The organism is Sulfurirhabdus autotrophica (genome assembly GCF_004346685.1).
GTDB lineage: Bacteria > Pseudomonadota > Gammaproteobacteria > Burkholderiales > SMCO01 > Sulfurirhabdus > Sulfurirhabdus autotrophica.
Genome location: NZ_SMCO01000023.1, coordinates 21509 through 48049, shown reverse-complemented (window position 1 = coordinate 48049; position 26541 = coordinate 21509). Strand labels below are relative to the sequence as shown.

Here is a 26541-nt window from a genome sequence, read left to right as displayed (position 1 = left end):
TGAACAATCGCCCCAGAAAACGACTTGGATATCAAACGCCCAATCAGGTATTCTTCGAATCAACAGGCCTTGCACTTCAAACTTGAATCCGCGTTTTCATTTAGTGAGAAAATTTTCACTTATTCTGAGAACCTACAACCTTATACATCCAGATTTCGCACACCCAATGCATTGCTTTCAATAAATGCACGTCTAGGTTCTACTTGATCTCCCATCAAAGTGACAAAACTTTCATCTGTTGAGATGGCGTCTTCAATTTGTACACGTAACAATCTCCGAACGGTAGGATCCATTGTTGTTTCCCATAATTGAGAAGGGTTCATTTCGCCTAGCCCTTTATAACGTTGAATATTTAAGCCATTACGAACTTCAGCGAGCAACCAGGTTAATGCCTCGCTAAATTCTGTAATCGGCATAACGCGTTCTCCTCGTTTTACATAGGCGCCGGCACCCAGTAAACCTTGCAGCACTTCGGCAGTTTTTTTAATTTGTGCATAATCACCACTTTCAAGAAAAGCGCCATCAATATGACTAATCTGAAGATTGCCATGGTGCATTTTTTCAACCAGCAGATGATAACTTTCTTCTTCTTCTTCATATTTCGAACGAATGCGAATGCCTTTACCTGCTACCAGTTTTTCCAATTCTTCAGCGCTTAGCGCAGCTTGTTCGGCAGAAGAAAGGTTCAAATTGACGCCTTGAAGCATCGCATGCAGTACTTCCGGATCGACAAAATTGTTCAAGCGGTCTATCACTGCCTCAGCCAATAAATAATCTTTTGCCAGACTTTCAATTGCTTCCCTGCTTAGAGGTGTTGCATCTTGTTGTGTTACAAGTTCAGCATTGCGTAAGGCTTCCTGCAGTAAATACTGTTTCAATTCGTGATCGTCTTTTATATAACGTTCATCTTTACCGTGTTTAACTTTGTATAAAGGGGGCTGTGCGATGTAAATATGACCGCGTTCAACCAATTCTGGCATCTGACGGTAGAAGAACGTTAACAATAAAGTTCGGATATGAGAACCGTCCACGTCAGCGTCAGTCATGATAATAATACGGTGGTAACGCAATTTATCGATATTGTATTCGTCTTTTCCTATCCCGGTTCCAAGCGCAGTAATAAGTGTCACAATTTCCTGAGAAGAAACGAGTTTATCAAAACGCGCTTTTTCTACGTTCAGAATTTTTCCCTTTAACGGTAAAATTGCCTGGAATTTTCTGTCTCTGCCTTGCTTTGCAGAACCACCCGCAGAATCACCCTCTACCAGATAAATTTCTGACATAGCAGGATCTTTTTCCTGGCAGTCTGCTAATTTTCCAGGTAATCCCATGCCGTCCAGCACACCTTTACGGCGTGTCATTTCTCGTGCCTTACGTGCAGCTTCCCGTGCTCGAGCTGCTTCAATTATTTTTCCAATAATAATTTTGGCATCAACCGGATTTTCCAATAAAAACTCTGATAACCCCTGGCCGATTACTTCTTCAGCCAGTGGTCTGATTTCAGCTGAAACCAGTTTATCTTTTGTTTGGGATGAAAATTTAGGATCCGGAATTTTAACTGAAAGGATGGCGGTCAGTCCTTCTCGCATATCATCGCCACCAGTATCAACCTTGGCTTTTTTTGCTAATTCATTTGTTTCAATATACTGATTCAGCGTTCTTGTCATGGAAGCACGTAAAGCGGTTAGATGTGCACCACCATCACGTTGCGGAATATTATTTGTAAAACATAATACAGATTCTTGATAAGAATCATTCCATTGCATTGCTACTTCAACTGACATCCCATCTTTTTCACCCATGGCATGAAAAATATGGGGATGCAAGACAGATTTATTTTTATTCATGTACTCAACAAAGCTTCTAATTCCGCCACTAAAAGCAAAATTTTCTTCTTTATTATTTCTTTGATCTACAAGTTCAATCTTAACGCCATTATTTAAAAAAGAGAGCTCACGTAACCGTTTAGCCAAAATATCATAGTGAAATTCAATAAGACCAAATGTTTCCTTGCTTGGCATAAAATGTATTTCAGAACCACGTCTTTCTGTAGTACCTGTTTCTTTCAGAGGTTCAACAGGTTCACCAAGACGAAACTCCATTTGATGAACTTTTCCATCACGTCTAACAGTCAGCTTTAACCATTCCGATAACGCGTTAACAACTGAAACACCTACACCATGCAATCCACCGGAAATTTTATAAGAATTACTATCAAACTTTCCCCCTGCATGTAGCACCGTCATTATGACTTCAGCTGCAGAACGACCTTCTTCAGGATGAATATCGGTAGGAATACCACGACCATTATCAACGACGCTAATAGAATTATCTGTATGAATGACAATTTTTATTTCATCACAATGGCCTGCTAATGCTTCGTCAATTGCATTGTCTACTACTTCAAAGACCATGTGATGTAAACCGGTACCATCACTGGTATCGCCAATATACATACCAGGACGTTTACGAACTGCTTCTAAACCTTTTAGTACTTTAATGCTGCTTGAGTCATAAAGTGGTTCATCAGACGATGGTAAATTTTCTTTGTCACTCATTAGTATTCTCTTGGTTTCACGTGAAACAATTTAATCTTAAATGCGCATTGGCATTACGACATATTTGAAATTTGTATTTTCAGGGATAGTAAATAAAGCGCTGCTATTTGCATCGCCAAATCCACACTCAATTTGAGCACAATCCAGATTATTTAATACATCCATCAAATAAGTTACATTAAATCCAATGTCCAATGGATCACCATTGTATTGAACTTCCAATTCTTCTTGAGCTTCTTCTTGCTCATTGTTATTACAGAAAATACTGAGGGTATCTTTGGTTAAAACAATACGTACACCACGGAATTTTTCGTTAGATAGGATAGAAACCCGCTGCAAAGCTTGTAGAAGCTGTAATCTGGGCAAGCTGATTTTCTTTTCTGTAGAAGCAGGAATAACACGATTGTAATCAGGAAATTTACCGTCAACAATCTTCGAAATTAGTACGATATTGGAAAATGTAAATTTAGCCTGATTTTGTCCAAGTTCTATTGAAAGATTTTCATCGGTATCATTCAAAAGTTTACTTAATTCAATAATGGTTTTTCTAGGCAATATCACTTCTTGTTTTTCGTGTGTTTGTTGAAGTGGCATTGAGGCTAAACTTAACCGATGACCATCTGTAGCGACAACAGTTAAACTATTTTCCTCAACAACAAGTAATAAACCATTTAAATAATATCGAATATCTTGTTGAGCCATTGCATATTGTACCAAGCTTAATAATTGCTTAAATGTTTTTTGGCCAATATCAATACTACCTTTGGTGTCTGTTAAGTCTGCCAGTACCGGAAAATCTTCAGAGGGTAATGTTTGTAAACTAAATTTACTTTTACCTGCTTTCACTTGAACACGGCCATCGAGACCTTCTAGTTTTATAGGCATGGTATCAGGCAAAGCTCGACAAATATCCTGTAATTTTTTAGCAGATACAGTGATAGCAAAATCTTCTTGTTCATCTTCACATGGTGTAATAGTCGTGATCTGAATTTCCAGATCAGTTGCCATAAATGAGAGACTATTTTTTGTTCGTTGAATCAGAACATTTGAAAGTATCGGTAAGGTATGTCTTCTCTCAACAATGCCAGTTACTGCTTGAAGTGGTTTGAGGATGAAGTCACGTTCAGTTTGAATTAATAACATATATATACTCTAAGAATAGTAATTAAAGCAGCTTAATTTTTCAGGATAACCTGATATTCAAGTTTACTTACAAATAGTTAACTTAACTTATAAGTTTTGTATGATTCTTTTATAGTCTGTGGATAAAATGTGAGTAAATTTTTGAATTAATTTTTACTTATACTTATCCACATTTTATAAACACCTTTTTAACTGGTTAATACTTGCATTAATACAGAGAAATCTTTGTTTATATCTTGCTCTGTCTGTCTCAATTCTGCAATTTTACGGCACGCATGTAAAACAGTTGTATGATCTCGTCCACCAAAAGCTTCACCAATATCTGGTAAGCTGTGTTGTGTCAGTTCTTTTGCTAAAGCCATCGCAATTTGACGAGGGCGAACAACTGTTCTGGTTCGTTTTTTAGAATACATTTCTGCTACTTTCATTTTGTAGTAATCAGCAACAGTCTTTTGTATATTCTCGATTGATATCAATCTATTTTGAACGGCTAGTAAATCTTTAAGTGCTTCTTTAGCAAGATCTAATGAAATAGCTAATCCATTAAATCGCGAATAAGCTAATACACGTTTCATTGCACCTTCTAATTCTCTAACATTGGATCTAATTTGCTTTGCAATAAAAAAAGCAACATTTTCGTCCAGTTTAATATTCTCAGCAGCAGCCTTTTTTAGAAGAATGGCAACCCGCATTTCTAATTCAGGTGGTTCTATTGCAACCGTTAATCCCCAACCAAAGCGAGAGATAAGCCTGTCTTCAACACCTGCAATTTCTTTTGGATAAGAATCGCAAGTAATAATAATCTGCTTTTTAGCTTCAATTAATGCATTAAAAGCGTAGAAGAATTCTTCCTGTGTGCGATTTTTCCCACCAAAAAACTGGATATCATCAATTAACAGTAAATCCAGTGAGTGATAATGGCGTTTGAATTCATCAAATGCCTTATGTTGATAAGCCCTAACAACGTCAGACACATAGCGCTCAGCATGGATATAGCTGATTTTGGCATTTTTGTTTTGTTCTTTAACATAATTGCCAATAGCTTGAATCAAATGTGTTTTACCTAGACCTACGCCACCATAAACAAACAAGGGATTATAGGCTACACCCACATTTTCTGCTACCTGTAGGGCAGCTGCCCTAGCTAACTGGTTAGCTTTACCAGTGACAAAGGTATCGAATGTAAAGGTAGGATTTAATCTTGAATTATCGGGTTTTGCTTGATTTGTATTGATTAGCTTTGGTGCTGGTACAGATTGTTTTAGCGTGCTTTGATTTGTATCCAAACCGTTATTAAATAAAACAAGTTCAATAGTAACCGGTTTAGAAAAATGCGCTTCTGCAATTTCTTTAAATCGTGATAAAAACTTATCCTTCACCCACTGAGAAACAAATCGATTTGGCGCAAGCAGGCGAATAGTATCCACACCAGCTTCAAATTTAAGCGGCTTGATCCAGGTATTGAATTGTTGAGAAGGCAGTTCTTTCTCAAATTGGCTTAGGCAAATAAGCCAGAAATTTTCCATAAAGTCTTTGATTTGAATTGAATTACGTAATCTAGTAAGTGCACACTGTAACTTCAATCATGTGGCTTATGTTTTGGTCTATTTTACTGGAACTTATCCACAGGGGTAATATTTATTTAAACTTGACATATAGGGTATATAGGGTGTGTAATTGTAAGTTTTATTGCAGAAAAATCTTGCGAGGATGAAATGAAACGTACTTATCAACCCTCAGTTACCCGTCGTAAACGCACGCATGGGTTTCGTGTCAGAATGAAAACACCTGGTGGCCGTGGCGTTATTAGAGCTCGTAGAGCAAAAGGTCGCGCACGTCTAGCCGTGTAGGAAGTTAATAGCTTTGAAAGCTAATTATGGCTTGCCGAGTTGCAAACGATTACATAAAACGGATGAGTTTTCATCCGTTTTTAATTTCAGGTGCTCGGTTGGAAATCATTTTTTTCAAGTATTTGCTAGACCAAATCAACTAGCCTATCCCAGACTGGGACTGATTGTTAGCCGTAAGATTTCCAAAAGGGCTGTGGATCGTAATTATATTAAACGAACTATACGTGAATTTTTTCGTCTGAATCAGCAGCAATTTGGTAGTTTGGATGTAGTGGTGCGGACGAAAAAGCTTTTTGATCGGTCTTCACATACGGAAATACATCAGGAACTTTTAAAACTTCTTGGCGGATTGAAAAAATGTCACGTTTCATCATCTATTTAATAAAAGGCTATCAGATTCTCTTAAGTCCTTTTATAGGAAATAGCTGCAGGTACACCCCGACTTGTTCTGAATACGCTTGCCAGGCGCTGAACAAGTATGGTTTTTTTAAAGGGCTGTTCTTAGGAACAAAGCGTATATCACGTTGCCACCCTTGGCACCATGGCGGTTATGACCCACTCCCTTGATTAAATAAATAAAAATTATGGATACTCAAAGACTTATCCTGTTCATTGCATTTTCATTTTCTATTCTATTGTTATGGGATGGATGGCAAAAAGAACACCAGCCAAAACCGCAACCTGAAGTAGTTACGAGTCAGGTTAAACCGGCTTCGGATCAACTACCGTCAACAAAACAGAATTTATCTGCTTTACCGGCTACCCAACAGGTTGTCAGTGCAGGCTCATTAACTTCCGGGCAGCGTATAAATGTGCATACTAATCTGGTAAATGCACAGATAGATACAATGGGAGGTGATTTAAGAAGGCTTGATTTTACCAAACATAGTGAGACACACGACAAATCCAAAAATTTCGTATTATTTGATGATAAGCCTACTGATCTTTATGTAGCGCAATCAGGATTACTCAATGCGGGCTTACCTTCCCATAAATCCTTGTTCAAATCAGAAGCAACCGATTATAAAATGTTGCCTGGCAAAGACAAATTGGATGTCCGTTTGACGTGGGAAGATAATGGCGTAACAGTTACAAAGATATATACATTTCACAATGATAGTTATCTAATTGATGTCTCGTATGAAATCAATAACACGAGTGCAACAGCGATCAAACCGGATGCCTATTTTCAGATGCTGCGTAATGGCAGACCACCAGCAGATGATCCCAAATTTATTCAGACATACACAGGCGCCGCAATTTATACGGAAGCTGGCAAGTTTCATAAAATCAGTTTTTCTGACATTACGAAAAGTAAAGAGGAATTGCCAGGTAAAAAACAGGATGGCTGGATTGCCATGCTACAGCATTACTTTTTGAGTGCCTGGTTGCCCGCTGGCAATGTTCAACGTGAGTTTTATACGAAGGAAGTAGGCCCAGACTTATTTTCAGCCGGCGTTATTTTGCCAGTCGGAGAAATTGAGCCTGGGCAAACAAAATCTGTAAAAGTTGAACTGTATGCGGGTCCCCAAGAACAAGATAATCTGAAAAAAATTGCGCCAGGACTGAATTTGAGCGTTGATTACGGTATGCTGACGATAATCGCAGCACCCCTATTTTGGGTATTGTCTTCAATTTACAAGCTTGTGAATAATTGGGGCGTAGCCATTATTTTATTAACAGTTTTGATAAAACTCGCGTTTTATCCACTGTCAGCTAAGAGTTATCGCTCGATGGCCCAAATGCGGGTACTTGGTCCAAAACTTGCAAAGCTCAAGGAGCAGTTTGGAGATGACAGGCAAAGACTGCATCAGGCCATGATGGATTTGTACAAAACAGAAAAAATTAATCCACTTGGAGGCTGTTTACCGGTTGTCGTTCAAATTCCCGTATTTATCTCACTTTACTGGGTTTTGCTTGCAACCGTAGAGATGCGTCAGGCGCCATTTATGTTGTGGATCCACGATTTATCAATACCTGATCCTTATTATATTTTGCCAATAATCATGGGTATTACCATGATTATTCAAACCAGGCTGAACCCCACACCACCTGATCCGATCCAAGCAAAGGTCATGATGTTTATGCCGATCGCGTTTAGTATCTTTTTCTTCTTTTTCCCCGCCGGTCTCGTATTGTACTGGGTTGTGAATAACGTGCTTTCTATTGCACAACAGTGGCAGATTACCCGCGCTATTGAGTCGATGAAAGCGGGGCATGTTAAACGCTGACACCATAGCGGCTGTTGCAACAGCACCCGGACGTGGCGGTATTGGCGTCGTTCGGGTGTCTGGTAAATCGGTTTCCTCCATAGCACTTCATATTCTGGGAAAAGTACCTGAACCCAGAAGTGCGACCCTTAGTTTTTTCCTTGATGAGTGTGTCGAACCCCTTGATCAGGGAATCGCGTTGTTTTTCCCTGGCCCAAATTCATTTACAGGCGAAGATGTGCTTGAATTGCAGGGCCATGGCGGCCCAGCTGTTTTGCAACTTGTTTTGAGTCGCTGCTTGAAGCTGGGAGCACGCATAGCTGAGCCGGGTGAATTCACGCAACGAGCTTATCTTAATGACAAAATTGATTTAGCTCAGGCTGAAAGTGTTGTTGATTTAATTGACGCTGCATCAGCAGAAGCCGCACGTTCAGCGATGCGTTCATTAAAGGGGGAGTTTTCTCGGCTAATTTATGAGCTTGTAGAGGCATTTATTAATTTACGTATGCTGGTAGAGGCTACCCTCGACTTCCCGGAAGAAGATATTGATTTTCTGGAAGCTGCGGGCGCTGGTGAAAAGTTGAATTCGATCAAAAATAACATCAGTGATGTACTCAAAACCGCAAGACAGGGAAGCATCCTAAGAGAAGGTTTGCAAGTTGTGTTAATTGGTCAACCCAACGTGGGTAAATCCAGTTTGCTTAATCAACTTGCCGGTGAAGAGGTTGCTATCGTAACTTCGATAGCGGGCACAACCCGCGATGCTATCCGGCAACAGATTAAAATTGAAGGCGTACCTATTCATATCATCGATACGGCCGGTTTAAGAGAAACTCAGGATCAGGTTGAACTTATTGGTATCGAACGAACCTGGCATTCAATTAACCAGGCTAATTTGGCCATTTTAGTGATTGATGCAGCGCAAGGATTGGCTGAGTCTGATCAAAAAATCTTGGATAAACTACCGGCATCTTTGCCGGTTGTAAGAGTTTTTAATAAGATTGATTTGCAGCAACGTGTAGCTTCAGCCGAAAGTGAAGAACAAACCACGGATATATTCCTTTCCGCAAAAACAGGTGAGGGCGTTTCACTTCTGCATGATTTTTTATTACAAACTGCTGGTTGGCAGCCTTCTGGTGAAGGTGTATTTATGGCAAGGGAAAGGCATTTGGTTGCTTTGCATACAGCGATGCAACACGTTGAACATGCGGATAATTGCTGGCATCAATTGGAATTATTGGCTGAGGAACTTCGGTTGGCTCAGGCATCCCTCAATAGTATTACCGGTGAATTTTCTGCTGATGACCTTCTGGGTGAAATTTTTTCCCGATTCTGTATTGGTAAATAACGCGTAATCGCGTCGTTCCTTTTCACAGCACCTTCGCCCACTTAGGCACATACTATGCGCTTCAGTGTTGGCTGTAGCCAGATCACGTATTTGTTTGATCCAATCCATAGTTGCCAGTAAATTCATTTTATTGTTTCACGTGAAACAATAAAATTAGACAAATTTCGATTTTACAAAATCGCCGTATATAATAGGCGCCTTCAATCAGTTTAAAATGACCCAGCAAATGCATTACCCAACTACTTTTGATGTAATTGTTATTGGCGGCGGCCATGCCGGTACCGAAGCTGCTCTTGCCAGTGCGCGCATGGGGCAAAAAACGCTGTTGCTCACACACAACATAGAAACCTTGGGGCAAATGTCCTGCAATCCCTCTATAGGGGGCATTGGCAAAGGACATTTGGTCAAGGAGGTTGATGCTTTAGGTGGTGCGATGGCGATCGCTACAGATGAGGGTGGAATACAATTTCGTATTCTTAATTCCAGCAAAGGCCCGGCTGTCAGGGCAACGCGCGCTCAAGCTGATCGAATTTTGTATAAACAGGCCATACGCCACCGGCTGGAAAATCAGCCGAACCTGTGGTTGTTTCAGCAGGCAGTAGATGATCTGTTGCTTGCTGGGGATCATGTAGTCGGCGTACAGACGCAACTTGGTTTAAAGTTTACTTCCAAAACAGTAGTGCTGACCGCAGGAACTTTTCTCGCGGGGCTGATTCATGTTGGGCAAAGTAATTACCAGGCCGGGCGGGCAGGTGACCCCCCGGCAGTCAGTCTGGCTCACCGTCTGCGTGAATTGCAGTTACCGGTGGGGAGATTGAAAACAGGTACGCCACCGCGGATAGATGGTCGTTCACTCGATTATTCAGTTATGACCGAGCAGCCGGGGGATGATCCGGAGCCCGTGTTTTCTTATATGGGCAAGATTGCGCAACATCCACGCCAGTTGCCCTGCTGGATAACGCATACAAATGTGCGAACCCATGAAATCATACATGGGGGGCTTGACCGCTCGCCTTTGTATACAGGCGTGATTGAAGGTGTGGGGCCGCGCTATTGCCCGTCAATTGAAGATAAAGTTGTGCGGTTTGCAACGAAAGACTCCCACCAGATTTTTGTAGAGCCTGAGGGGCTGACCACCAATGAAATTTATCCTAACGGGATTTCAACCAGCCTGCCATTTGATGTGCAATTAGCGTTGGTCAGGTCAATAGCCGGATTTGAGAATGCGCACATCACGCGGCCTGGTTATGCCATTGAGTATGATTATTTTGATCCCAGAGGATTAAAAAGCTCACTCGAAACCAAGGCAATTCACGGGTTGTTTTTTGCAGGTCAGATTAATGGTACCACTGGTTATGAAGAAGCGGCTGCTCAGGGTGTTTTGGCGGGGATAAATGCCGGACTTTATGCACAGGAAAAATCAACGTGGTGCCCGGCGCGGGATCAGGCCTATCTTGGAGTGCTGGTCGATGATTTGATCACCCGCGGTGTAACCGAACCTTATCGCATGTTTACCAGCAGGGCTGAATATCGGCTGATGTTACGCGAAGACAATGCCGATTTGCGGTTGACAGAAATGGGCAGGGAATTAGGTGTTGTAGATGATGAGCGATGGGCACAGTTTGATAAAAAACGCGAAGCCATTGCCAGAGAACTGGAACGCCTTAAATCCTCTTGGGTTAATCCTAAAATATTGCCAGAAACAGATGCTATCAGAGTGTTAGGTAAGCCAATTGAACACGAATACTCCTTATATGATTTGTTACGTCGTCCGCAGGTGAATTATCCGTTATTGATGACCTTGCCCGGAGCGGGAGAGTCTGTCTCGGATGTTTCTGTTGCAGAGCAGGTGGAAATTCAGACAAAATATCAAGGTTATATTGAAAGGCAGCAAGATGAAATCGAGCGGCATAAACATTATGATTCCATGCTGATTCCTGAAAATATTGAATATAAAGAAGTCAGGGGTCTGTCTATTGAGGTTCAGCAAAAACTGAATCTACACAAACCGGAAACACTCGGTCAAGCGACTCGCATTTCTGGTGTAACACCAGCATCAATTTCTGTTCTGCTGGTTCATCTGAAACGAAATCATCCAAACTTCAGCAAAAAGATAAGCGCATGACACTTGAAGCAAAATTGGCCGAAGGGCTAAGGGAAATGGACATAACATTAAGCTCAGATATCCAGGAAAAATTGCTTAGTTATCTCGGATTATTGCTAAAGTGGAACAAGGTTTATAACCTGACGGCAATCCGTGAACCTGAGAAGATGGTTTCTCATCATTTATTGGATTCTCTGTCCGTAATCCCATACATCAATGGAAAGCGGTTATTGGATGTTGGCAGCGGTGCGGGATTGCCAGGCATTCCCCTAGCGATTGTCATGCCAGAGTTAGAGGTTGTAGTGCTGGATAGCAACCATAAAAAAACAACTTTCGCACAGCAAGCCAGTATTGAATTAGGGCTGGGTAATGTAAGCGTAGTGTGTGAAAGGGTAGAAAACTGGCACTCAACAAAGAAATTCGATATGGTGATTTCGAGAGCATTCTCGGACATGGGCGAATTTTATAAACTTACTCAGCATTTGGTAGATGCGAATGGTGTTTTCCTGGCAATGAAGGGGCTGTATCCTTTTGAGGAGATGGCTCAGTTACCCCCCGAAGCGAAAGTACTGGATACGTTTCCTCTTTCTGTACCGGGTTTAGATGCACAACGACATTTGGTTGTAATTAAGGCAAATTAAATGACTAAAATATTAGCAATAACCAACCAGAAAGGCGGTGTAGGGAAAACGACGACAACCGTTAATTTGGCAGCAAGTCTTGCCGCGGCCAAGCGAAAAGTGCTGCTGATTGATCTGGATCCGCAAGGTAATGCCACAATGGGTTGTGGTATAGATAAGCATGCGCTTAAAAAAACGGTTTACCATTTATTGCTAGAGCAAGCCAGTGTAGCAGAGATCACAGTGACTTCGCCCAGAGGAAAATTTGATTTAATCCCGGCCAATCGGGATTTGGCGGGCGCAGAGGTGGAACTTGTCGATCAACCGCACCGTGAAACCCGTCTTAAAAGTGCGCTGACACAATTTGCACAGTCATATGATTATATCTTGATAGATTGTCCACCAGCACTTAATTTATTAACCATTAATGGGCTTTGTGCGGCTGATGCAGTCATGATTCCAATGCAGTGTGAATACTATGCGTTAGAAGGATTAAGTGATTTGGTGCAGACAATCAAGAAAGTGCGTGCTCACTTAAATCCCGGTTTGGAAATTGAAGGTTTACTGCGCACCATGTTTGATCCAAGAAATATGCTGGCGCAACAAGTTTCCGAACAACTCAAACAGCATTTCGGAGACAAGGTTTATCGTACAGTCATTCCACGTAATATCCGGTTAGCAGAAGCCCCCAGTTATGGCATCCCAGTTTTGTATCACGACAAATCATCCAAAGGGGCGCAGGCGTATCTGGCTCTTGCAGGTGAAATGTTGCGCCATAAAGTGACAGCGTGATTGTATAAAATGGTATACGAAAATAAATAGGTAAAAAATGGCTAAGTTAAAAGGTTTAGGGCGTGGGCTAGATGCTCTGTTGGGTAATAATGAAGACGCAGAAGAAAAGGATGCGTTAAAAACATTAAGTTTGTCACAGCTTCAACCCGGAAAATATCAACCACGAACCCATATGGATCAAGAGTCCCTGGCGCAGCTATCTGAATCAATTAAAGCGCAGGGCATAATGCAGCCCATACTGGTCAGGCGCTTGGCGCAAGGCAATTACGAAATCATTGCGGGTGAGCGGCGTTGGAGGGCGGCCAAGCTGGCTGGTCTAGCGGAAGTAACCGTGCTGGTACGCGAAGTGGCTGATGAAGCCGCGCTGGCCATGTCCTTAATAGAAAACATACAGCGGGAAAATCTGAACCCACTCGAAGAGGCGGCAGGGATCCAACGTCTGATTGACGAGTTTCAAATGACGCATCAGGCCGCGTCCGAAGCGGTAGGCCGGTCGCGAAGTGCAGTCACTAACTTGCTGCGACTACTCAATCTGTCCAGCCCTGCGCAGGAGTTGTTAATGCAAAACAGGATTGACATGGGGCATGGCAGGGCATTGCTGGCATTATCACACGTAAAACAATCAGAAGTCGCACACGAAGTTGCAACAAAGCAGCTATCAGTAAGGGAAACCGAACGATTGGTACAGCGCCTTCAGAACCCGAAAGAAAAGGTCCAGCCAAAACCAGACCGGGATGTGATGAGATTGCAGGAAGACTTATCCGATAAATTGGGCACAAAAGTAGTGTTCAAGTCTGGAAAAAAAGGGGCGGGGAAAATGATTATCGAATACAGTAACTTTGATCAGCTGGATAGTATTATCAACCGCTTCTGAAAATAGCCTGCAATCAAGACAGGAATATCCATCAATTGCCTTCATTAAAATAATTAATTGGATTATTAATTATTTGATATAATATTAAGGCTTAACGTTAAAACACACGTAGTTATTGACACTCGTAAAAATTATATATTATAATTTAATGATTTGCTGTGCTCGGCGTAATGCCATTCATCACTAATTGGCTGGTAAGAGCCCAAATTGTTGTTACGTCAATCCTGTTTATGGTTGGCTATGTAACCTGGAATCGGATGACGGCGATAGCCATTCTGTTCGGATCGTTGGTAGCAATGGCGAATGTAGTGATTCTTGTTTGGCGAATGAATCAGGCCGAAAAAAGAAATCTGCTAGAAGTGCAAAAGAATTTGCACCTGTTTTACCGCTCCAGTTTGGAGCGATTTATTTTTGTAGCCCTGCTACTTGCGTCAGGGATGGGGTCGTTAGGATTGAACCCCATAGCGGTTTTGGTCGGGTTTGCTTTGGGGCAATTAACCTTGATCGTTTCTCAAATAATGCATGGAATAAAGAGTAATTAAAAATGTCGAGCGAAGCACTCACCTCAGCTGAATATATCAAGCATCATTTACAGAATTTAACTTATGGCAAATTGCCTGATGGTTCTTTGGGCATTGCACATACAGCAGAACAAGCTAAAGAAATGGGTTTCTGGGCAATTAATTTGGATACGCTCGGCATGTCGCTGTTGCTTGGTGTTGTGTTTTTATACCTGTTCAATAAAGTTGCGCAACGTGCCGCAGCTGGTGTGCCCTTCGGTTTGCAGAATTTTGTTGAATGGATTGTTGAATTTATTGATACCAGCGTTCGGGGTTCGTTTAGTGGCGGGAAAAATGATCTGGTAGCGCCGCTGGCATTAACCATATTCATCTGGATCTTTCTGATGAACTTGATGGATTTGCTGCCAATCGACTTTATTCCGCTGATTGCACATGAGGCTGGGTTACCATTCTTCAAAGTAGTGCCAAGTACAGACCCAAATGCCACATTTGGTATGTCTATAGCCGTGTTTTTGCTGGTGATTTTTTACAGTGTGAAAATTAAAGGGGCGGGCGGTTTCATAGGTGAGCTGACGCTGCAGCCATTTGGTAAATGGGGTCTGCCGGCAAATATTTTTCTTGAGGGCGTAAATCTGATCGCCAAGCCTGTTTCCCTGGCATTGCGTTTATTTGGCAACATGTATGCTGGCGAAATGATCTTTATTTTGATTGCGTTGCTGCCCTTCTGGGTTCAGTGGTCGCTGTCGTTGCCATGGGCAATTTTCCATATTCTGATTATTACCTTGCAAGCCTTTATCTTTATGACGCTGACTATTGTGTATCTGGATATGGCCCATCAGGAACATCATTAATTTTTAACTTAACTATCGTAACTTAAACAGGAGAAACAAATGGAAACATCGTTACTTTATATCGCTGGCGCGATCATGATGGGTTTGGGTGCTTTGGGCGCTGCTATCGGTATTGGTATTTTGGGTGGTCGTTTTCTGGAAGGTGCTTCACGTCAGCCTGAATTGATCCCTATGCTTCGTACCCAGTTCTTCGTAGTAATGGGTCTGGTTGACGCGGTGCCAATGATTGCTGTTGGTATCTCTATGTACATTCTGTTCGCAGTGGTTGGCAAGTAATTTAACCAATGGAATTTAACTCAGGAAAGGTTCGCGCATGAATATAAATGCAACCCTTCTCGGGCAAGCGATCATGTTTATCATGTTCGTCTGGTTCTGCATGAAGTTTGTATGGCCACCCATTATGCTCGCGCTGGAAACTCGTAAAAAGCAAATAGCAGATGGACTGGCAGCAAGCGAACGCGGTAAGCATGAACTGGAGCTCGCAGCTAGGCATTCAACTCAAGTTATACATGAAGCTAAGCAAAGCGCATCTGAAATTATTGCGCAAGCTGAAAAGCGTTCAGCACAGATCATAGATGAAGCAAAAAACACCGCGAAACAAGAGGGTGACCGTTTGTTAGTGGGTGCTAAAGCCGAGATTGATCAAGAAGTTTTCCGTGCCAAGGAAGTATTAAGGCAGCAAGTGGCCGATTTGGCAATTGCAGGTGCAGAAAAAATTCTGCGTCGGGAAGTTGATGCAAAGGCGCATGCTGAGTTGCTAACCTCCTTAAAGAGCGAATTATAGGCCCGCCATGGCAGAAAACGTCACAATAGCAAGACCTTATGCCGAGGCTGTATATCGCCTGGCAAAACAGGAAAATGCACTAGAAAAGTGGTCCGGCATGCTGCAGTTTGTATCTATGGTGGCTGCCGATAGACAAATGCAAGTACTGATTGGCAATCCGAAAATAACGAGCCAACAACTAGAGGCCCTGTTTACATCCCTTTGTGAAAAACAATTGGATGAGCAGGGGCTGAATCTGGTGAAGTTGCTGGTGCAAAACGACCGCCTGTCATTACTGCAAGAAATAGCGAATGCTTACGAAACGCTTAAGTCAGAACAAGAGGGTGTTGTTGAAGCAAAGATTACCAGTGCCTTTGCAATGGATAATGCTCAGCTCAGCGAATTAGTGAAAGTTCTGGAAGTTCGTTTCGGACGCAAGATTGAAGCAAGCGTTATCGTTGAACCCGAGTTAATCGGTGGTGTAAAAGTAGAAGTAGGAGACGAAGTCTTCGATACCTCGATTCGCGGTAAATTACAAACGATGGCGTACACGCTCAAACGTTAGGAGAAATCATGCAGTTAAACCCATCAGAAATCAGTGAACTGATTAAAAGCAAAATTGAAAACCTTGCCACCGCTGCAGAAGTCCGGACGCAAGGAACCGTAGTTTCTGTAACAGACGGTATTGTGCGTGTACATGGTTTGAGCGATGTTATGCAAGGTGAGATGCTGGAATTTCCAGGCAATACCTTTGGCTTGGCTCTGAATCTGGAGCGCGACTCAGTCGGTTCCGTGGTGCTTGGTGAATATGAGCACATTACGGAAGGCGATACTGTAAAGTGTACAGGCAGGATTTTGGAAGTACCTGTAGGACCAGAGTTGATTGGTCGGGTAGTGAATTCACTTGGCCAGCCTATTGACGGCAAAGGCCCTGTTAATGCGAAGGTGACTTCACCAATCGAGAAAATTGCACCGGGCGTTATTGAGCGCCAGTCAGTGACTCAACCGATGCAGACCGGATTGAAATCGGTTGATGCGATGGTGCCTATTGGCCGCGGTCAGCGTGAGTTGATTATTGGTGATCGCCAAACGGGCAAAACAGCCGTAGCAATTGATACAATTATCAATCAAAAAGGCACTGGCGTAATCTGTATTTATGTTGCGATTGGTCAGAAGGCTTCTTCTATTGCCAACGTAGTGCGGAAACTTGAAGAGCACGGTGCTTTGGGACATACCATCATTGTTGCCGCAAGTGCTTCTGATTCAGCTGCTATGCAATATATTGCACCTTACTCTGGTTGCGCGATGGGCGAGTATTTCCGCGACCGCGGTGAAGACGCCTTGATTGTATATGATGACTTGACCAAGCAAGCATGGGCTTATCGTCAAATTTCTTTATTGCTACGCCGTCCCCCAGGTCGCGAAGCTTATCCAGGTGACGTGTTCTATTTGCATTCACGTTTGTTGGAAAGAGCCGCGCGTGTCAATGCTGATTACGTAGAAAAAGCGACAAAAGGTGATGTTAAGGGTAAAACAGGTTCTCTGACTGCTTTGCCAATTATTGAAACCCAGGCTGGTGACGTTTCTGCTTTCGTTCCAACCAACGTGATTTCGATTACTGACGGCCAGATCTTCCTGGAGACTGACTTGTTTAACTCCGGTATTCGTCCCGCTATTAACGCCGGTTTATCAGTATCCCGAGTAGGTGGCGCTGCACAAACCAAAGTTATTAAAAAGCTTGGTGGTGGTATTCGTCTGGCTTTGGCCCAGTATCGTGAATTGGCAGCATTTGCTCAGTTTGCTTCTGACCTTGACGAGGCAACACGCAAGCAGCTTGAACGCGGTAAGCTGGTTACAGAATTGATGAAGCAGGCTCAGTACTCGCCGATGAATATCTCTGAAATGGCTGTGACGTTATTTGCTGTGAGCAAAGGCTATATGGATGATGTCAATGTGACCAAGGTTCTGGCATTTGAATCTGCACTTCAATCGTTCATGAAGGGCAAACATAGCGCGCTGATGGATAAAATTGAGTCCAGTAATGAACTTGATGGAGATTCCGAGAAGGTTCTTGGTGCAGCTATTGAAGAGTTCAAAGCGACTGCAGTTTATTAATTAAAGACGCTGAAGAGGGGGGATTGGTGTAATGCTGATCTTCCCCCCTTATTGAGGGAACAATACGATGGCTGGCGGTAAGGAAATTCGGACGAAAATAAAAAGCGTCCAAAATACCCAAAAAATTACACGCGCAATGGAAATGGTTGCTGCATCTAAAATGCGTAAAGCGCAAGAACGGATGCGTGCGGCTAGACCCTATGCAGAAAAGATTCGCAATGTTGCTGCCCATATGAGCCAAGGACATCCAGAATATAAACATCCATTTCTGGTTGAACGCAAACTGCTTAAACGTGCGGGTGTGATTGTTATCACCTCTGACAAAGGATTATGCGGCGGACTAAACACGAACGTACTTCGCAATGTACTTTCCAAAATGAAAGATTGGGATAGTAATAATGTAGAAGTGGATGTTTGCGCGATTGGTAACAAAGGCGTTGGTTTTATGCAGCGACTTGGAGCCTCAGTATCATCTCAATTGACTGGACTGGGCGATACACCTCATATGGAAAAATTGATCGGACCGGTTAAAGTAATGCTCGATGCCTATGTGGAAGGCAAAATTGATTCACTTCACATTTGCTATACGCGTTTTATCAATACCATGAAACAAGAACCGGTTTTTGAGCAAATTCTTCCTTTATCGGGTGAGAAAATGGGCGCGGCGGAAGGACATTGGGATTATATATACGAGCCTGATGCGAAAAGTGTTGTCGATTCAGTTTTGATCCGTTACGTTGAAGCGCTGATATTCCAGGCTGTTTCTGAAAATATGGCCTCAGAACAAAGCGCACGTATGGTAGCAATGAAAGCAGCTTCAGATAATGCTGGAAATGTGATTGATGAGTTGAAGTTGATTTACAACAAGACTCGCCAAGCAGCCATTACCAAAGAGTTGTCTGAGATCGTAGCCGGTGCAGCTGCTGTTTAAGCGCTGATTAGCAGAATTCTAAAATTGTATTAAGGATTAATGATGAGCCAAGGAAAAATCGTACAGATTATTGGGCCGGTGGTAGACGTGCAGTTCCCCCGAGAAGGTATGCCAAAGGTCTATGATGCATTGAAAATGAATGACCAGAATTTGACCCTTGAAGTACAGCAGCAACTGGGTGATGGTGTTATTCGTTCAATCGCTATGGGTACAACAGACGGTTTACGTCGTGGAATGCTGGTAGATGGTACTGGTGCTCCAATATCTGTTCCAGTTGGACCTAAAACACTCGGTCGTATTATGGATGTGCTAGGTAATCCAATCGACGAACAAGGTGAAATTGGTCACGATGAAAGCTGGGCTATCCATCGTAAGGCACCCGCTTTTGATGAGTTATCTGCATCAAATGAATTACTTGAAACCGGTATTAAAGTTATTGATCTGGTTTGTCCGTTTGCAAAGGGTGGTAAAGTTGGATTGTTCGGTGGTGCGGGTGTAGGTAAAACCGTTAACATGATGGAATTGATCCGTAACATCGCAGCTGAGCATAGTGGTTACTCTGTGTTTGCTGGGGTGGGCGAACGTACCCGTGAAGGCAACGATTTCTACCACGAGATGAAAGAAGGCGGCGTTCTTGATAAGGTTGCGCTGGTATACGGACAAATGAATGAGCCACCAGGTAACCGTTTACGCGTTGCTTTGACAGGTTTGACCATGGCTGAGTTTTTCCGTGATGAAGGCCGTGACGTGTTGTTGTTTATTGATAACATTTACCGTTACACCTTGGCAGGAACGGAAGTATCAGCACTGTTAGGTCGTATGCCTTCTGCTGTGGGATATCAGCCAACTCTAGCTGAAGAAATGGGCCGTTTGCAAGAACGTATTACTTCTACCAAGAAGGGTTCGATTACTTCGATTCAAGCAGTTTATGTACCTGCGGATGACTTGACTGATCCATCTCCTGCAACAACGTTCGCTCACTTGGACGCGACTGTTGTACTTTCACGTCAGGTTGCTGAGTTGGGTATTTACCCGGCGGTTGACCCACTTGATTCTACTTCACGTCAGTTAGATCCTTTAGTAGTAGGTGAAGAGCATTACTCAGTTGCTCGTGCGGTTCAGTCAACACTACAGCGTTATAAAGAATTGCGCGACATTATTGCTATTCTGGGTATGGATGAGTTGGCACCTGAAGATAAGCTTGCTGTTGCACGCGCTCGTAAAATTCAGCGTTTTCTTTCCCAGCCGTTCTTTGTTGCGGAAGTGTTTACCGGTAGCCCGGGCAAGTACGTGTCTCTTAAAGATACCATTGCAGGATTTAAGGGTATAGTGAATGGAGAGTATGACCATCTGCCAGAGCAGGCTTTCTACATGGTTGGTTCTATCGAAGAAGCAGTAGAAAAAGCCAAAACCATTCAATAAGTGAGTAAGGTTCAACTATGGCGATGACAATTCACGTAGATGTAGTAAGTGCTGAAGAATCCATTTTTTCCGGTGTTGCTGAATATGTTTCAGTTCCGGCAGAAATGGGTGAAGTTGGTATTTATCCACGTCATGCTCCAATGCTTTCACGTGTTAAGCCGGGGTCTGTTCGTATCAAGATTCCGGATGAAGCCGAGGAGGTTTTGTTTTATGTTTCTGGTGGTATCGTTGAGGTACAGCCTAATGTCGTTACCATTCTTTCCGATACAGCAATTCGCGGAAAGGATTTGGATGAGTCTAAGGCGCTAGAAGCAAAAAGAACGGCTGAAGAGGCAATGAAGAATCGTTCAGCAGAAATGGATTATGCAAAAGCACAATCAGAGTTGGCAGAAGCAATGGCCCAACTTCGTGCGATAGAGCAAATTCGCAAAAGAGGCCATTAATTTACAGGAAGTACTGGTAAGTTAGTGTGAATCGAAAAAGGCAGCCTTAGGCTGCCTTTTTTGTTTTCTGAAGATGAAATAAATAAGCAAAATATGATACGCTGACATAAAGGGAGATGCCGAGATAAAATAGGTCTCTGCATCAAAATAATAAATAGTTCATATCATCAAAGAAAATTTTAAATGAGTTTACCATTAAACGTTGTCATATTAGGGGCTGGCAAGGGTACCAGAATGTACTCTGAGCAACCGAAAGTGTTACATAAGCTGGCGGGGAAACCGCTTTTGCAACACACACTGGATAGTTCTGGCTTACTTAATCCACATAAAACAATCGTGGTATATGGTTATGGTGGAAATGCCGTACCTGAAGCAATCAATAACCCCGATTATATTTGGGTGCAACAATCAGAACAATTGGGTACTGGACACGCACTGATGCAAACAGTCTCTGCATTGGATTCAGAAGGGATTACGCTTGTGCTTTACGGTGATGTTCCGTTAACACAAGTAAATACGCTGAAAACGTTGGTTGCCATTGCGGGTGAAAACAGGCTTGGGCTGTTGACCATTGAATTAGCTAATGCGGATGGTTATGGCCGAATTGTACGCAATAAGAACGGTGGTGTTTTAAGGATTGTAGAACATAAAGATGCCAATGAGCAGGAACGGTCTATATGTGAAATTAACACCGGGATAATGGCAATTCCGACGAAACACCTTCTAAATTGGTTAAAAAACCTGAGTAACAATAATGCGCAAAAAGAATACTATCTGACGGACATCATAGAGATGGCCGTAAATGATAATGTTGAAGTAGTAACTAGCCATCCAGACCATGAGTGGGAAATACTGGGGATCAATAGCAAGGTGCAACTGGCTCAGGTAGAAAGGCTTTATCAAACGCAAATTGCCCATACGTTGCTAGCGCAAGGCGTAACCCTGATGGATCCGGCGCGTATAGATGTAAGGGGAGATTTAGTATGTGGAAAAGAAGTCCTTATTGATGTTAACTGTATTTTTGAAGGTAAAGTTCAGTTAGGTGACGGAGTGGTGGTGGGCGCTCACTGTGTAATACGTAATTCAACGGTTGCAGCGGGTACACGTTTAGAACCATTCACTATTCTGGACCAATGCGAGACAGGGTTAAATAATAAAATCGGCCCATTTTCGCGTATTCGCCCCGGGACACAGCTTAAGGAAGATGTGCATGTTGGAAACTTTGTCGAGATAAAAAATAGTCAGGTGGATTCAGGAAGTAAAATCAATCATCTAAGTTACGTCGGTGATAGCACTGTAGGAAAAAGAGTCAATGTAGGCGCGGGCACGATTACCTGTAATTATGATGGCGCAAATAAACACAGAACAATTATTGAAGATGATGTGTTTATTGGCTCGGATACTCAATTAGTTGCCCCAGTTACGGTGTCAAAAGGTGCGACCATTGGTGCAGGATCTACAATAACGAGAGATACACCGGAAGGGGAACTCAGCTTGTCGAGATCAAAACAAGTGACAGTAACCGGGTGGAAACGACCAGTTAAAAAGGCGAAACAGTAATGTGTGGAATTGTCGGTGCGGTAGCACAACGAAATGTGGTCCCAATTTTGCTTGAAGGTTTACGACGGCTTGAATATCGGGGATATGACTCAGCCGGATTGTCGGTGGTCAACAATGGGCTGCAACGCGCCCGAAGTACAGGGCGTGTGGTTGAGCTCGAAAGCGAAGTAAAGCGACTGAACACACACGGGCATTTAGGTATTGCGCATACCCGTTGGGCAACACACGGCGCACCGACCGTTAACAATGCGCACCCGCATGTGAGCAGAGAGTCTTTGGCGGTGGTACATAACGGAATCATTGAAAACCATGAAGAACTGAGGAAGCGACTAGAGGGACTAGGTTACGAATTTACATCGGAAACAGATACCGAAGTGATTGTTCACCTAATCCACTTTCATTTCCAGCATAACGATAAGGATTTGCTTTCAGCAACGCAAAAAGCAGTTCTGGAATTGAAGGGGGCCTATGCGATAGGCGTGATCAGTGAAGACACGCCCAATCGAATGATCTGTGCAAGGAAAGGGAGCCCGCTACTTTTGGGTTTGGGTATTGAGGAAAACTTTATTGCATCAGATGCATCAGCATTACTCCCAGTGACACAAAAAATGATTTATCTGGAAGAAGGGGATGTGGCAGATATTGGCCTGATTTCGATTCGTATTTTTAATAGTCATGGTCAGCAGGTAGAACGGCCGGTGCATATCAGCGAGTTGTCTGCTGAAATGGCAGAGTTGGGTAATTATCGCCATTTCATGCAAAAAGAAATTCATGAGCAGCCAAGAGCTCTAGCCGACACCCTGGAAAATGTACTGGCCCAGGATAGCCTGCAGGCGAACATTTTTGGTGTGCAAGCTGAAAGCATACTTTCTGGTATTGAAAGCGTGTACATCATAGCTTGTGGCACAAGTTTTCATGCTGCCATGGTGGCGCGGTACTGGATTGAAAGTATTGCAGGGATTCCATGCAGCGCAGAAGTGGCCAGTGAGTATCGCTACAGGGATAGTGTGCCGAATCCCAAAGCGCTTATCGTGACAATTTCTCAGTCGGGTGAAACAGCGGATACGCTGGCGGCTTTAGAGCATGCAAAAATGCTGGGGCATGCCCATAGTTTAACGATCTGCAACGTGCCAGAAAGTGCATTGATCCGTCAATCAGAATTGAGCTTCTTAACACGCGCCGGTCCTGAAATTGGCGTGGCCTCAACCAAGGCATTTACGACACAACTGGTTGCGTTATTTTTACTAGCAATCACTTTGGGCAAACTGCGTAATAAGGTCAGCCGTGAGCAAGAATTGCTGCATATGCAGGCCTTGAGGGAATTGCCTAATAAAATTCAACAGATTCTGAAACTTGAACCGGAAGTCATAAAGTGGGCGGAATCATTTGCCAATAAGCAGCATGCTTTATTTCTGGGCCGAGGGCAGCATTATCCGATTGCAATGGAAGGCGCTTTGAAACTGAAGGAAATTTCATACATTCATGCAGAGGCTTACCCTGCTGGTGAACTTAAGCACGGTCCGTTGGCTTTAGTGGATAAAGAGATGCCGGTTATCGCGATCGCACCAAATGATACTCTTATTGAAAAACTGAAATCCAATTTGCAAGAAGTGCGGGCCCGGGGTGGAGAGCTTTATGTGTTTGCGGATCAGGATGCTCACATTAGCAGCGAACCAGGTGTGCAGGTTATTCGGTTACCCGGGCTTGGGGGATATTTGAGCCCGATACTGCACACCATTCCGTTGCAATTGCTGTCATATCATGCAGCGTTACAAAAGGGTACGGACGTTGATAAACCGCGAAATCTGGCAAAGTCAGTCACAGTGGAATAATCCATGGCGGTAATTGCAGTATTCAATCAGAAGGGCGGGGTAGGTAAAACGACAACCTGCCTGAATATCTCGGCCTCTTTGGCGATGCTGGGAAGAAATCCACTGGCGATAGATTTAGATCCTCAGGCGCATCTCTCAATTGGTTGCGGCTATAGTGTTGTGGCTTCTTCAGAAAGTATTTCAGCGTTTTACCGGGATGAAAAGGCGTTAGATGCGTTAATTCGTTATTTACCATCAGGCTTGCGATTGATTCCCTCTCACCCAGATTTGTCCAAGGTGGATGCATTGCTGGGTAAAAGCACAAGCGTAGCGGGTAAATTAAAAAAAGGACTGGAAGTTAAGCTAGCCTGGGAAGATGCTCCCGTACTGATCGATTGTTGCCCGACGCTGGGGGTATTGTCGTTGAATGCGCTATTTGCTGCTGACAGGGTCTTAATTCCTGTTTCAGCCGATTATTTGTCTATGCAGGGTGTCCATAGGCTTGAAGCTGCGCTGAATGTGCTGGAAGGGCCATTAAAGCGTAAAATCGAAAGAAGTGTTGTCGTGACACGATTTGATTCGCGCCGAAAGTTGGCACATGAAGTTTATGATCAGTTAAAAGAGCGTTACGGTCAAAATTTGTGTGATACGCGCATAGCTGAAAATGTGTCGCTGGCCGAAAGCCCAGCCCGTGGACAGGATATTTTCAGCTATGCACCTAATAGTCAGGGTAGCCAGGATTACGGTGCGCTGACTATGGAATTACTGACAAAAGGATTTTTTGAATAAGATCGCAGTCCTAAATCGGGCATATCATTTCTCCCAGACGAGCGGTTAATTTCATATTTTCTCGATAATCAACTGGGCAATCAATAATACTGACAGTGTTGTCGTTGAGTGCTTTCTGTAACGTTGGTAAAAGTTCATCTGCTGAATTTATGCGATACCCTTTAGCTCCGAAGGCTTCAGCGTATTTTACAAAATCCGGATTGTTAAATTTTACGTGTGATTCTCTCCCGAAATAGATGTGCTGTTTCCATTCTATCAAGCCGTAGCTTGAATCGCTCCAAATGAGAATGACGTGGGGAGCATGGGCTCTTAAAGCGGTCTCAATTTCCTGAGAGTTCATCAAAAAACCGGCATCGCCTGTGACTGCAACAACCTTTCGATCGGGAAAACAGAGCTTCGCAGCGACAGCGCCGGGTACGGCAATGCCCATGCTGGCGAAGCCGTTTGAAATGATGCAGGTGTTGGGTTTTTCGCAGGGGAACATGCGGGCCATCCACATTTTATGTGCACCTACGTCGCAGATAACGATGTCTTCAGGATCAAGGGCTTTGCGGAGATCGGCAATGATACGTTGGGGTTTAACCGGAAAGCCATTGTCGTCATCATTCGCATGTAGTTCCTGAAGAATCGCTTTACGCAAATTTTCATAGGAGCGTTCGAAGCGGGGGCTTGCTAGTTTTGACAGGGATTCCAGTGTAATCCTAAAGTCACCGATTACCCCCGTTGCGACAATATAGTGAGAGTCAACTTCTGCCGGCCGGGTATCTATATGGATGATTTTTCTGTCGTTTGTTTTGTGCCACAAGTTAGGTGGATATTCCACTAAATCATAACCAATGCAAATGATCACATCGGCACGTTCAAATCCGCAGGAGATATAATCGTGGGCCTGTAGTCCAACGGTTCCTAATGAAAGCGGGTGGGAGTTGGGAATGGCTCCTTTGGCCATAAAGGTTGTGGCAACAGGAATGTTCAGTTTTTCTGCACAATTTATCAGTGCTTCACAAGCATTGGTCCGTATCAAGCCATTTCCCGCCAGAATCATGGGATATTTTGCATCACTGATTATTTGTGCGGCTTGTTCCAGTTTATATTGAGGGGGATATGACATGCTCGCCGATTGTGCAAGCAAAGGGGTGCCCTCGATATCAATGGCGGCAAGGTTTTCGGGGAACTCGATAAACGATGCGCCCGGCTTTTCACTTTCAGCGACTTTAAACGCTTTACGAATCACTTCTGGAATAATTTCTGGGTTAAGAATTTGAGAGGCGTATTTGGTAATAGGCTGGAAAAGGTTAACCAGATCCAGTACCTGGTGCGACTCCTTGTGCAGTCTATTGGTTGGAGCCTGTCCCGATATGGCTACTAACGGTGCGTGATCCATGTTTGCGTCGGCGACGCCTGTGACAAGATTGGTCGCACCAGGGCCCAGTGTGGATAAACAGACGCCGGCTTTGCCGGTCAATCGACCTTCTACATCCGCCATGAATGCAGCGCCTTGTTCGTGCCGGGTAGTGATAAAGCGGATGGATGAACTGAGCAGTGCGTCCATGATATCCAGGTTTTCTTCCCCTGGAATACCATAAATGAACTTTACTCCCTCATTTTCCAGGCATTTTATAAAAAGTTCGGCAGCTTTCATGGCTTGGTCCTTTTTGGCGGCAGGCGTAAATTAAAGCATTTGTTAGGATTTTCTCGCGCAGTTGCAAGAGGACAGTTCTATGATAGTACCATTCGAGCTGTCTGGAAAAGAAGGTTGTTTATTTCAGGCAAAAAAAAGCCCCGGAAACCCGGGGCAAATATTGAACAGAAACAAGCATCACACTTGCAACTGAA

24 protein-coding genes and 1 pseudogene are annotated in these 26541 nt (G+C 43.4%); 21 read left to right on the top strand and 4 right to left on the bottom strand.

All coding sequences use genetic code 11. The features are described from left to right. Positions 1-140 precede the first annotated feature (140 nt). The 3 genes from gyrB to dnaA form a co-directional block, all read right to left on the bottom strand. Positions 141-2558, bottom strand: coding sequence for a DNA topoisomerase (ATP-hydrolyzing) subunit B (gene gyrB, locus EDC63_RS16050; protein WP_124946808.1), 2418 nt, complete (start codon positions 2556-2558; stop codon positions 141-143). 36 nt (positions 2559-2594) lie between these two features. Beyond that, positions 2595-3701 (bottom strand): DNA polymerase III subunit beta, encoded by a 1107-nt coding sequence (dnaN, locus tag EDC63_RS16045; RefSeq protein ID WP_124946809.1) that lies wholly within the window; start codon positions 3699-3701, stop codon positions 2595-2597. A 188-nt stretch (positions 3702-3889) separates the two neighbouring features. After that, entirely contained in the window at positions 3890-5227 is a 1338-nt protein-coding gene (gene dnaA, locus EDC63_RS16040) for a chromosomal replication initiator protein DnaA (protein ID WP_124946810.1), read from the bottom strand. Between the two features lie 189 nt (positions 5228-5416). On the opposite strand from dnaA, the gene rpmH reads away from it, so the two are divergent. The 21 genes from rpmH to EDC63_RS15935 all read left to right on the top strand — a co-directional run bounded on the left by rpmH (position 5417) and on the right by EDC63_RS15935 (position 24705). Beyond that, the gene (gene rpmH / locus EDC63_RS16035; RefSeq protein ID WP_124946811.1) at positions 5417-5551 is read left to right on the top strand and encodes a 50S ribosomal protein L34; all 135 of its coding nucleotides are present in this window, start codon (positions 5417-5419) and stop codon (positions 5549-5551) included. Positions 5552-5564: 13 nt separating this feature from the next. Further along, complete coding sequence (gene rnpA / locus EDC63_RS16030) at positions 5565-5933, top strand: ribonuclease P protein component (protein WP_317615917.1); 369 nt, start codon at positions 5565-5567, stop codon at positions 5931-5933. Further along, positions 5909-6118 (top strand): membrane protein insertion efficiency factor YidD, encoded by a 210-nt coding sequence (gene yidD, locus EDC63_RS16025; RefSeq protein ID WP_124946812.1) that lies wholly within the window; start codon positions 5909-5911, stop codon positions 6116-6118. Before rnpA ends, yidD begins: the two co-directional genes overlap by 25 nt. 17 nt (positions 6119-6135) lie before the next feature. Then, entirely contained in the window at positions 6136-7782 is a 1647-nt protein-coding gene (yidC, locus tag EDC63_RS16020; RefSeq protein ID WP_124946813.1) for a membrane protein insertase YidC, read from the top strand. Beyond that, positions 7769-9109, top strand: a complete 1341-nt coding sequence (gene mnmE, locus EDC63_RS16015) for a tRNA uridine-5-carboxymethylaminomethyl(34) synthesis GTPase MnmE (RefSeq protein ID WP_124946814.1) — start codon at positions 7769-7771, stop codon at positions 9107-9109. The genes yidC and mnmE overlap by 14 nt, the downstream gene beginning before the upstream one ends. A gap of 226 nt (positions 9110-9335) precedes the next feature. After that, positions 9336-11234: a tRNA uridine-5-carboxymethylaminomethyl(34) synthesis enzyme MnmG gene (gene mnmG / locus EDC63_RS16010; protein WP_124946848.1), complete on the top strand. Its 1899-nt coding sequence runs from the start codon at positions 9336-9338 to the stop codon at positions 11232-11234. Next, a complete protein-coding gene (gene rsmG / locus EDC63_RS16005; RefSeq protein ID WP_124946815.1) occupies positions 11231-11854 on the top strand; it encodes a 16S rRNA (guanine(527)-N(7))-methyltransferase RsmG in 624 nt (207 codons plus the stop codon). The genes mnmG and rsmG overlap by 4 nt, the downstream gene beginning before the upstream one ends. After that, positions 11855-12625, top strand: coding sequence for a ParA family protein (locus tag EDC63_RS16000; RefSeq protein WP_124946816.1), 771 nt, complete (start codon positions 11855-11857; stop codon positions 12623-12625). It abuts the gene before it with no gap. 37 nt (positions 12626-12662) lie between these two features. Continuing rightward, positions 12663-13499, top strand: coding sequence for a ParB/RepB/Spo0J family partition protein (locus tag EDC63_RS15995; protein WP_124946817.1), 837 nt, complete (start codon positions 12663-12665; stop codon positions 13497-13499). Between the two features lie 170 nt (positions 13500-13669). Continuing rightward, a complete protein-coding gene (locus EDC63_RS15990; protein ID WP_124946818.1) occupies positions 13670-14041 on the top strand; it encodes an ATP synthase subunit I in 372 nt (123 codons plus the stop codon). 2 nt (positions 14042-14043) lie between these two features. Continuing rightward, positions 14044-14871, top strand: coding sequence for a F0F1 ATP synthase subunit A (atpB, locus tag EDC63_RS15985; RefSeq protein ID WP_124946819.1), 828 nt, complete (start codon positions 14044-14046; stop codon positions 14869-14871). A gap of 39 nt (positions 14872-14910) precedes the next feature. Further along, a complete protein-coding gene (gene atpE, locus EDC63_RS15980; RefSeq protein ID WP_124946820.1) occupies positions 14911-15147 on the top strand; it encodes a F0F1 ATP synthase subunit C in 237 nt (78 codons plus the stop codon). Positions 15148-15184: 37 nt separating this feature from the next. Next, positions 15185-15655 carry a F0F1 ATP synthase subunit B gene (locus EDC63_RS15975; protein WP_124946821.1) on the top strand — a complete coding sequence of 157 codons (471 nt, stop codon included), beginning with the start codon at positions 15185-15187 and terminating at the stop codon, positions 15653-15655. Positions 15656-15662: 7 nt separating this feature from the next. Beyond that, positions 15663-16199 carry a F0F1 ATP synthase subunit delta gene (locus tag EDC63_RS15970; protein WP_124946822.1) on the top strand — a complete coding sequence of 179 codons (537 nt, stop codon included), beginning with the start codon at positions 15663-15665 and terminating at the stop codon, positions 16197-16199. Positions 16200-16207: 8 nt separating this feature from the next. After that, positions 16208-17749, top strand: coding sequence for a F0F1 ATP synthase subunit alpha (gene atpA, locus EDC63_RS15965; RefSeq protein ID WP_124946823.1), 1542 nt, complete (start codon positions 16208-16210; stop codon positions 17747-17749). 67 nt (positions 17750-17816) lie between these two features. Next, positions 17817-18680 (top strand): F0F1 ATP synthase subunit gamma, encoded by an 864-nt coding sequence (gene atpG, locus EDC63_RS15960; RefSeq protein WP_124946824.1) that lies wholly within the window; start codon positions 17817-17819, stop codon positions 18678-18680. Positions 18681-18722: 42 nt separating this feature from the next. Continuing rightward, the gene (gene atpD / locus EDC63_RS15955; RefSeq protein WP_124946825.1) at positions 18723-20102 is read left to right on the top strand and encodes a F0F1 ATP synthase subunit beta; all 1380 of its coding nucleotides are present in this window, start codon (positions 18723-18725) and stop codon (positions 20100-20102) included. Positions 20103-20119: 17 nt separating this feature from the next. Then, positions 20120-20545: a F0F1 ATP synthase subunit epsilon gene (locus EDC63_RS15950; RefSeq protein ID WP_124946826.1), complete on the top strand. Its 426-nt coding sequence runs from the start codon at positions 20120-20122 to the stop codon at positions 20543-20545. Between the two features lie 183 nt (positions 20546-20728). After that, the gene (glmU, locus tag EDC63_RS15945; RefSeq protein ID WP_124946827.1) at positions 20729-22105 is read left to right on the top strand and encodes a bifunctional UDP-N-acetylglucosamine diphosphorylase/glucosamine-1-phosphate N-acetyltransferase GlmU; all 1377 of its coding nucleotides are present in this window, start codon (positions 20729-20731) and stop codon (positions 22103-22105) included. After that, positions 22105-23937: a glutamine--fructose-6-phosphate transaminase (isomerizing) gene (gene glmS, locus EDC63_RS15940; RefSeq protein WP_124946828.1), complete on the top strand. Its 1833-nt coding sequence runs from the start codon at positions 22105-22107 to the stop codon at positions 23935-23937. Before glmU ends, glmS begins: the two co-directional genes overlap by 1 nt. Before the next feature lie 3 nt (positions 23938-23940). Continuing rightward, entirely contained in the window at positions 23941-24705 is a 765-nt protein-coding gene (locus EDC63_RS15935) for a ParA family protein (protein WP_124946829.1), read from the top strand. Positions 24706-24715: 10 nt separating this feature from the next. Here the strand turns inward: EDC63_RS15935 and EDC63_RS15930 are convergent. After that, positions 24716-26350 (bottom strand): annotated as a pseudogene (locus tag EDC63_RS15930) (acetolactate synthase large subunit); the annotation flags it as partial. Between the last annotated feature and the right edge of the window lie 191 nt (positions 26351-26541).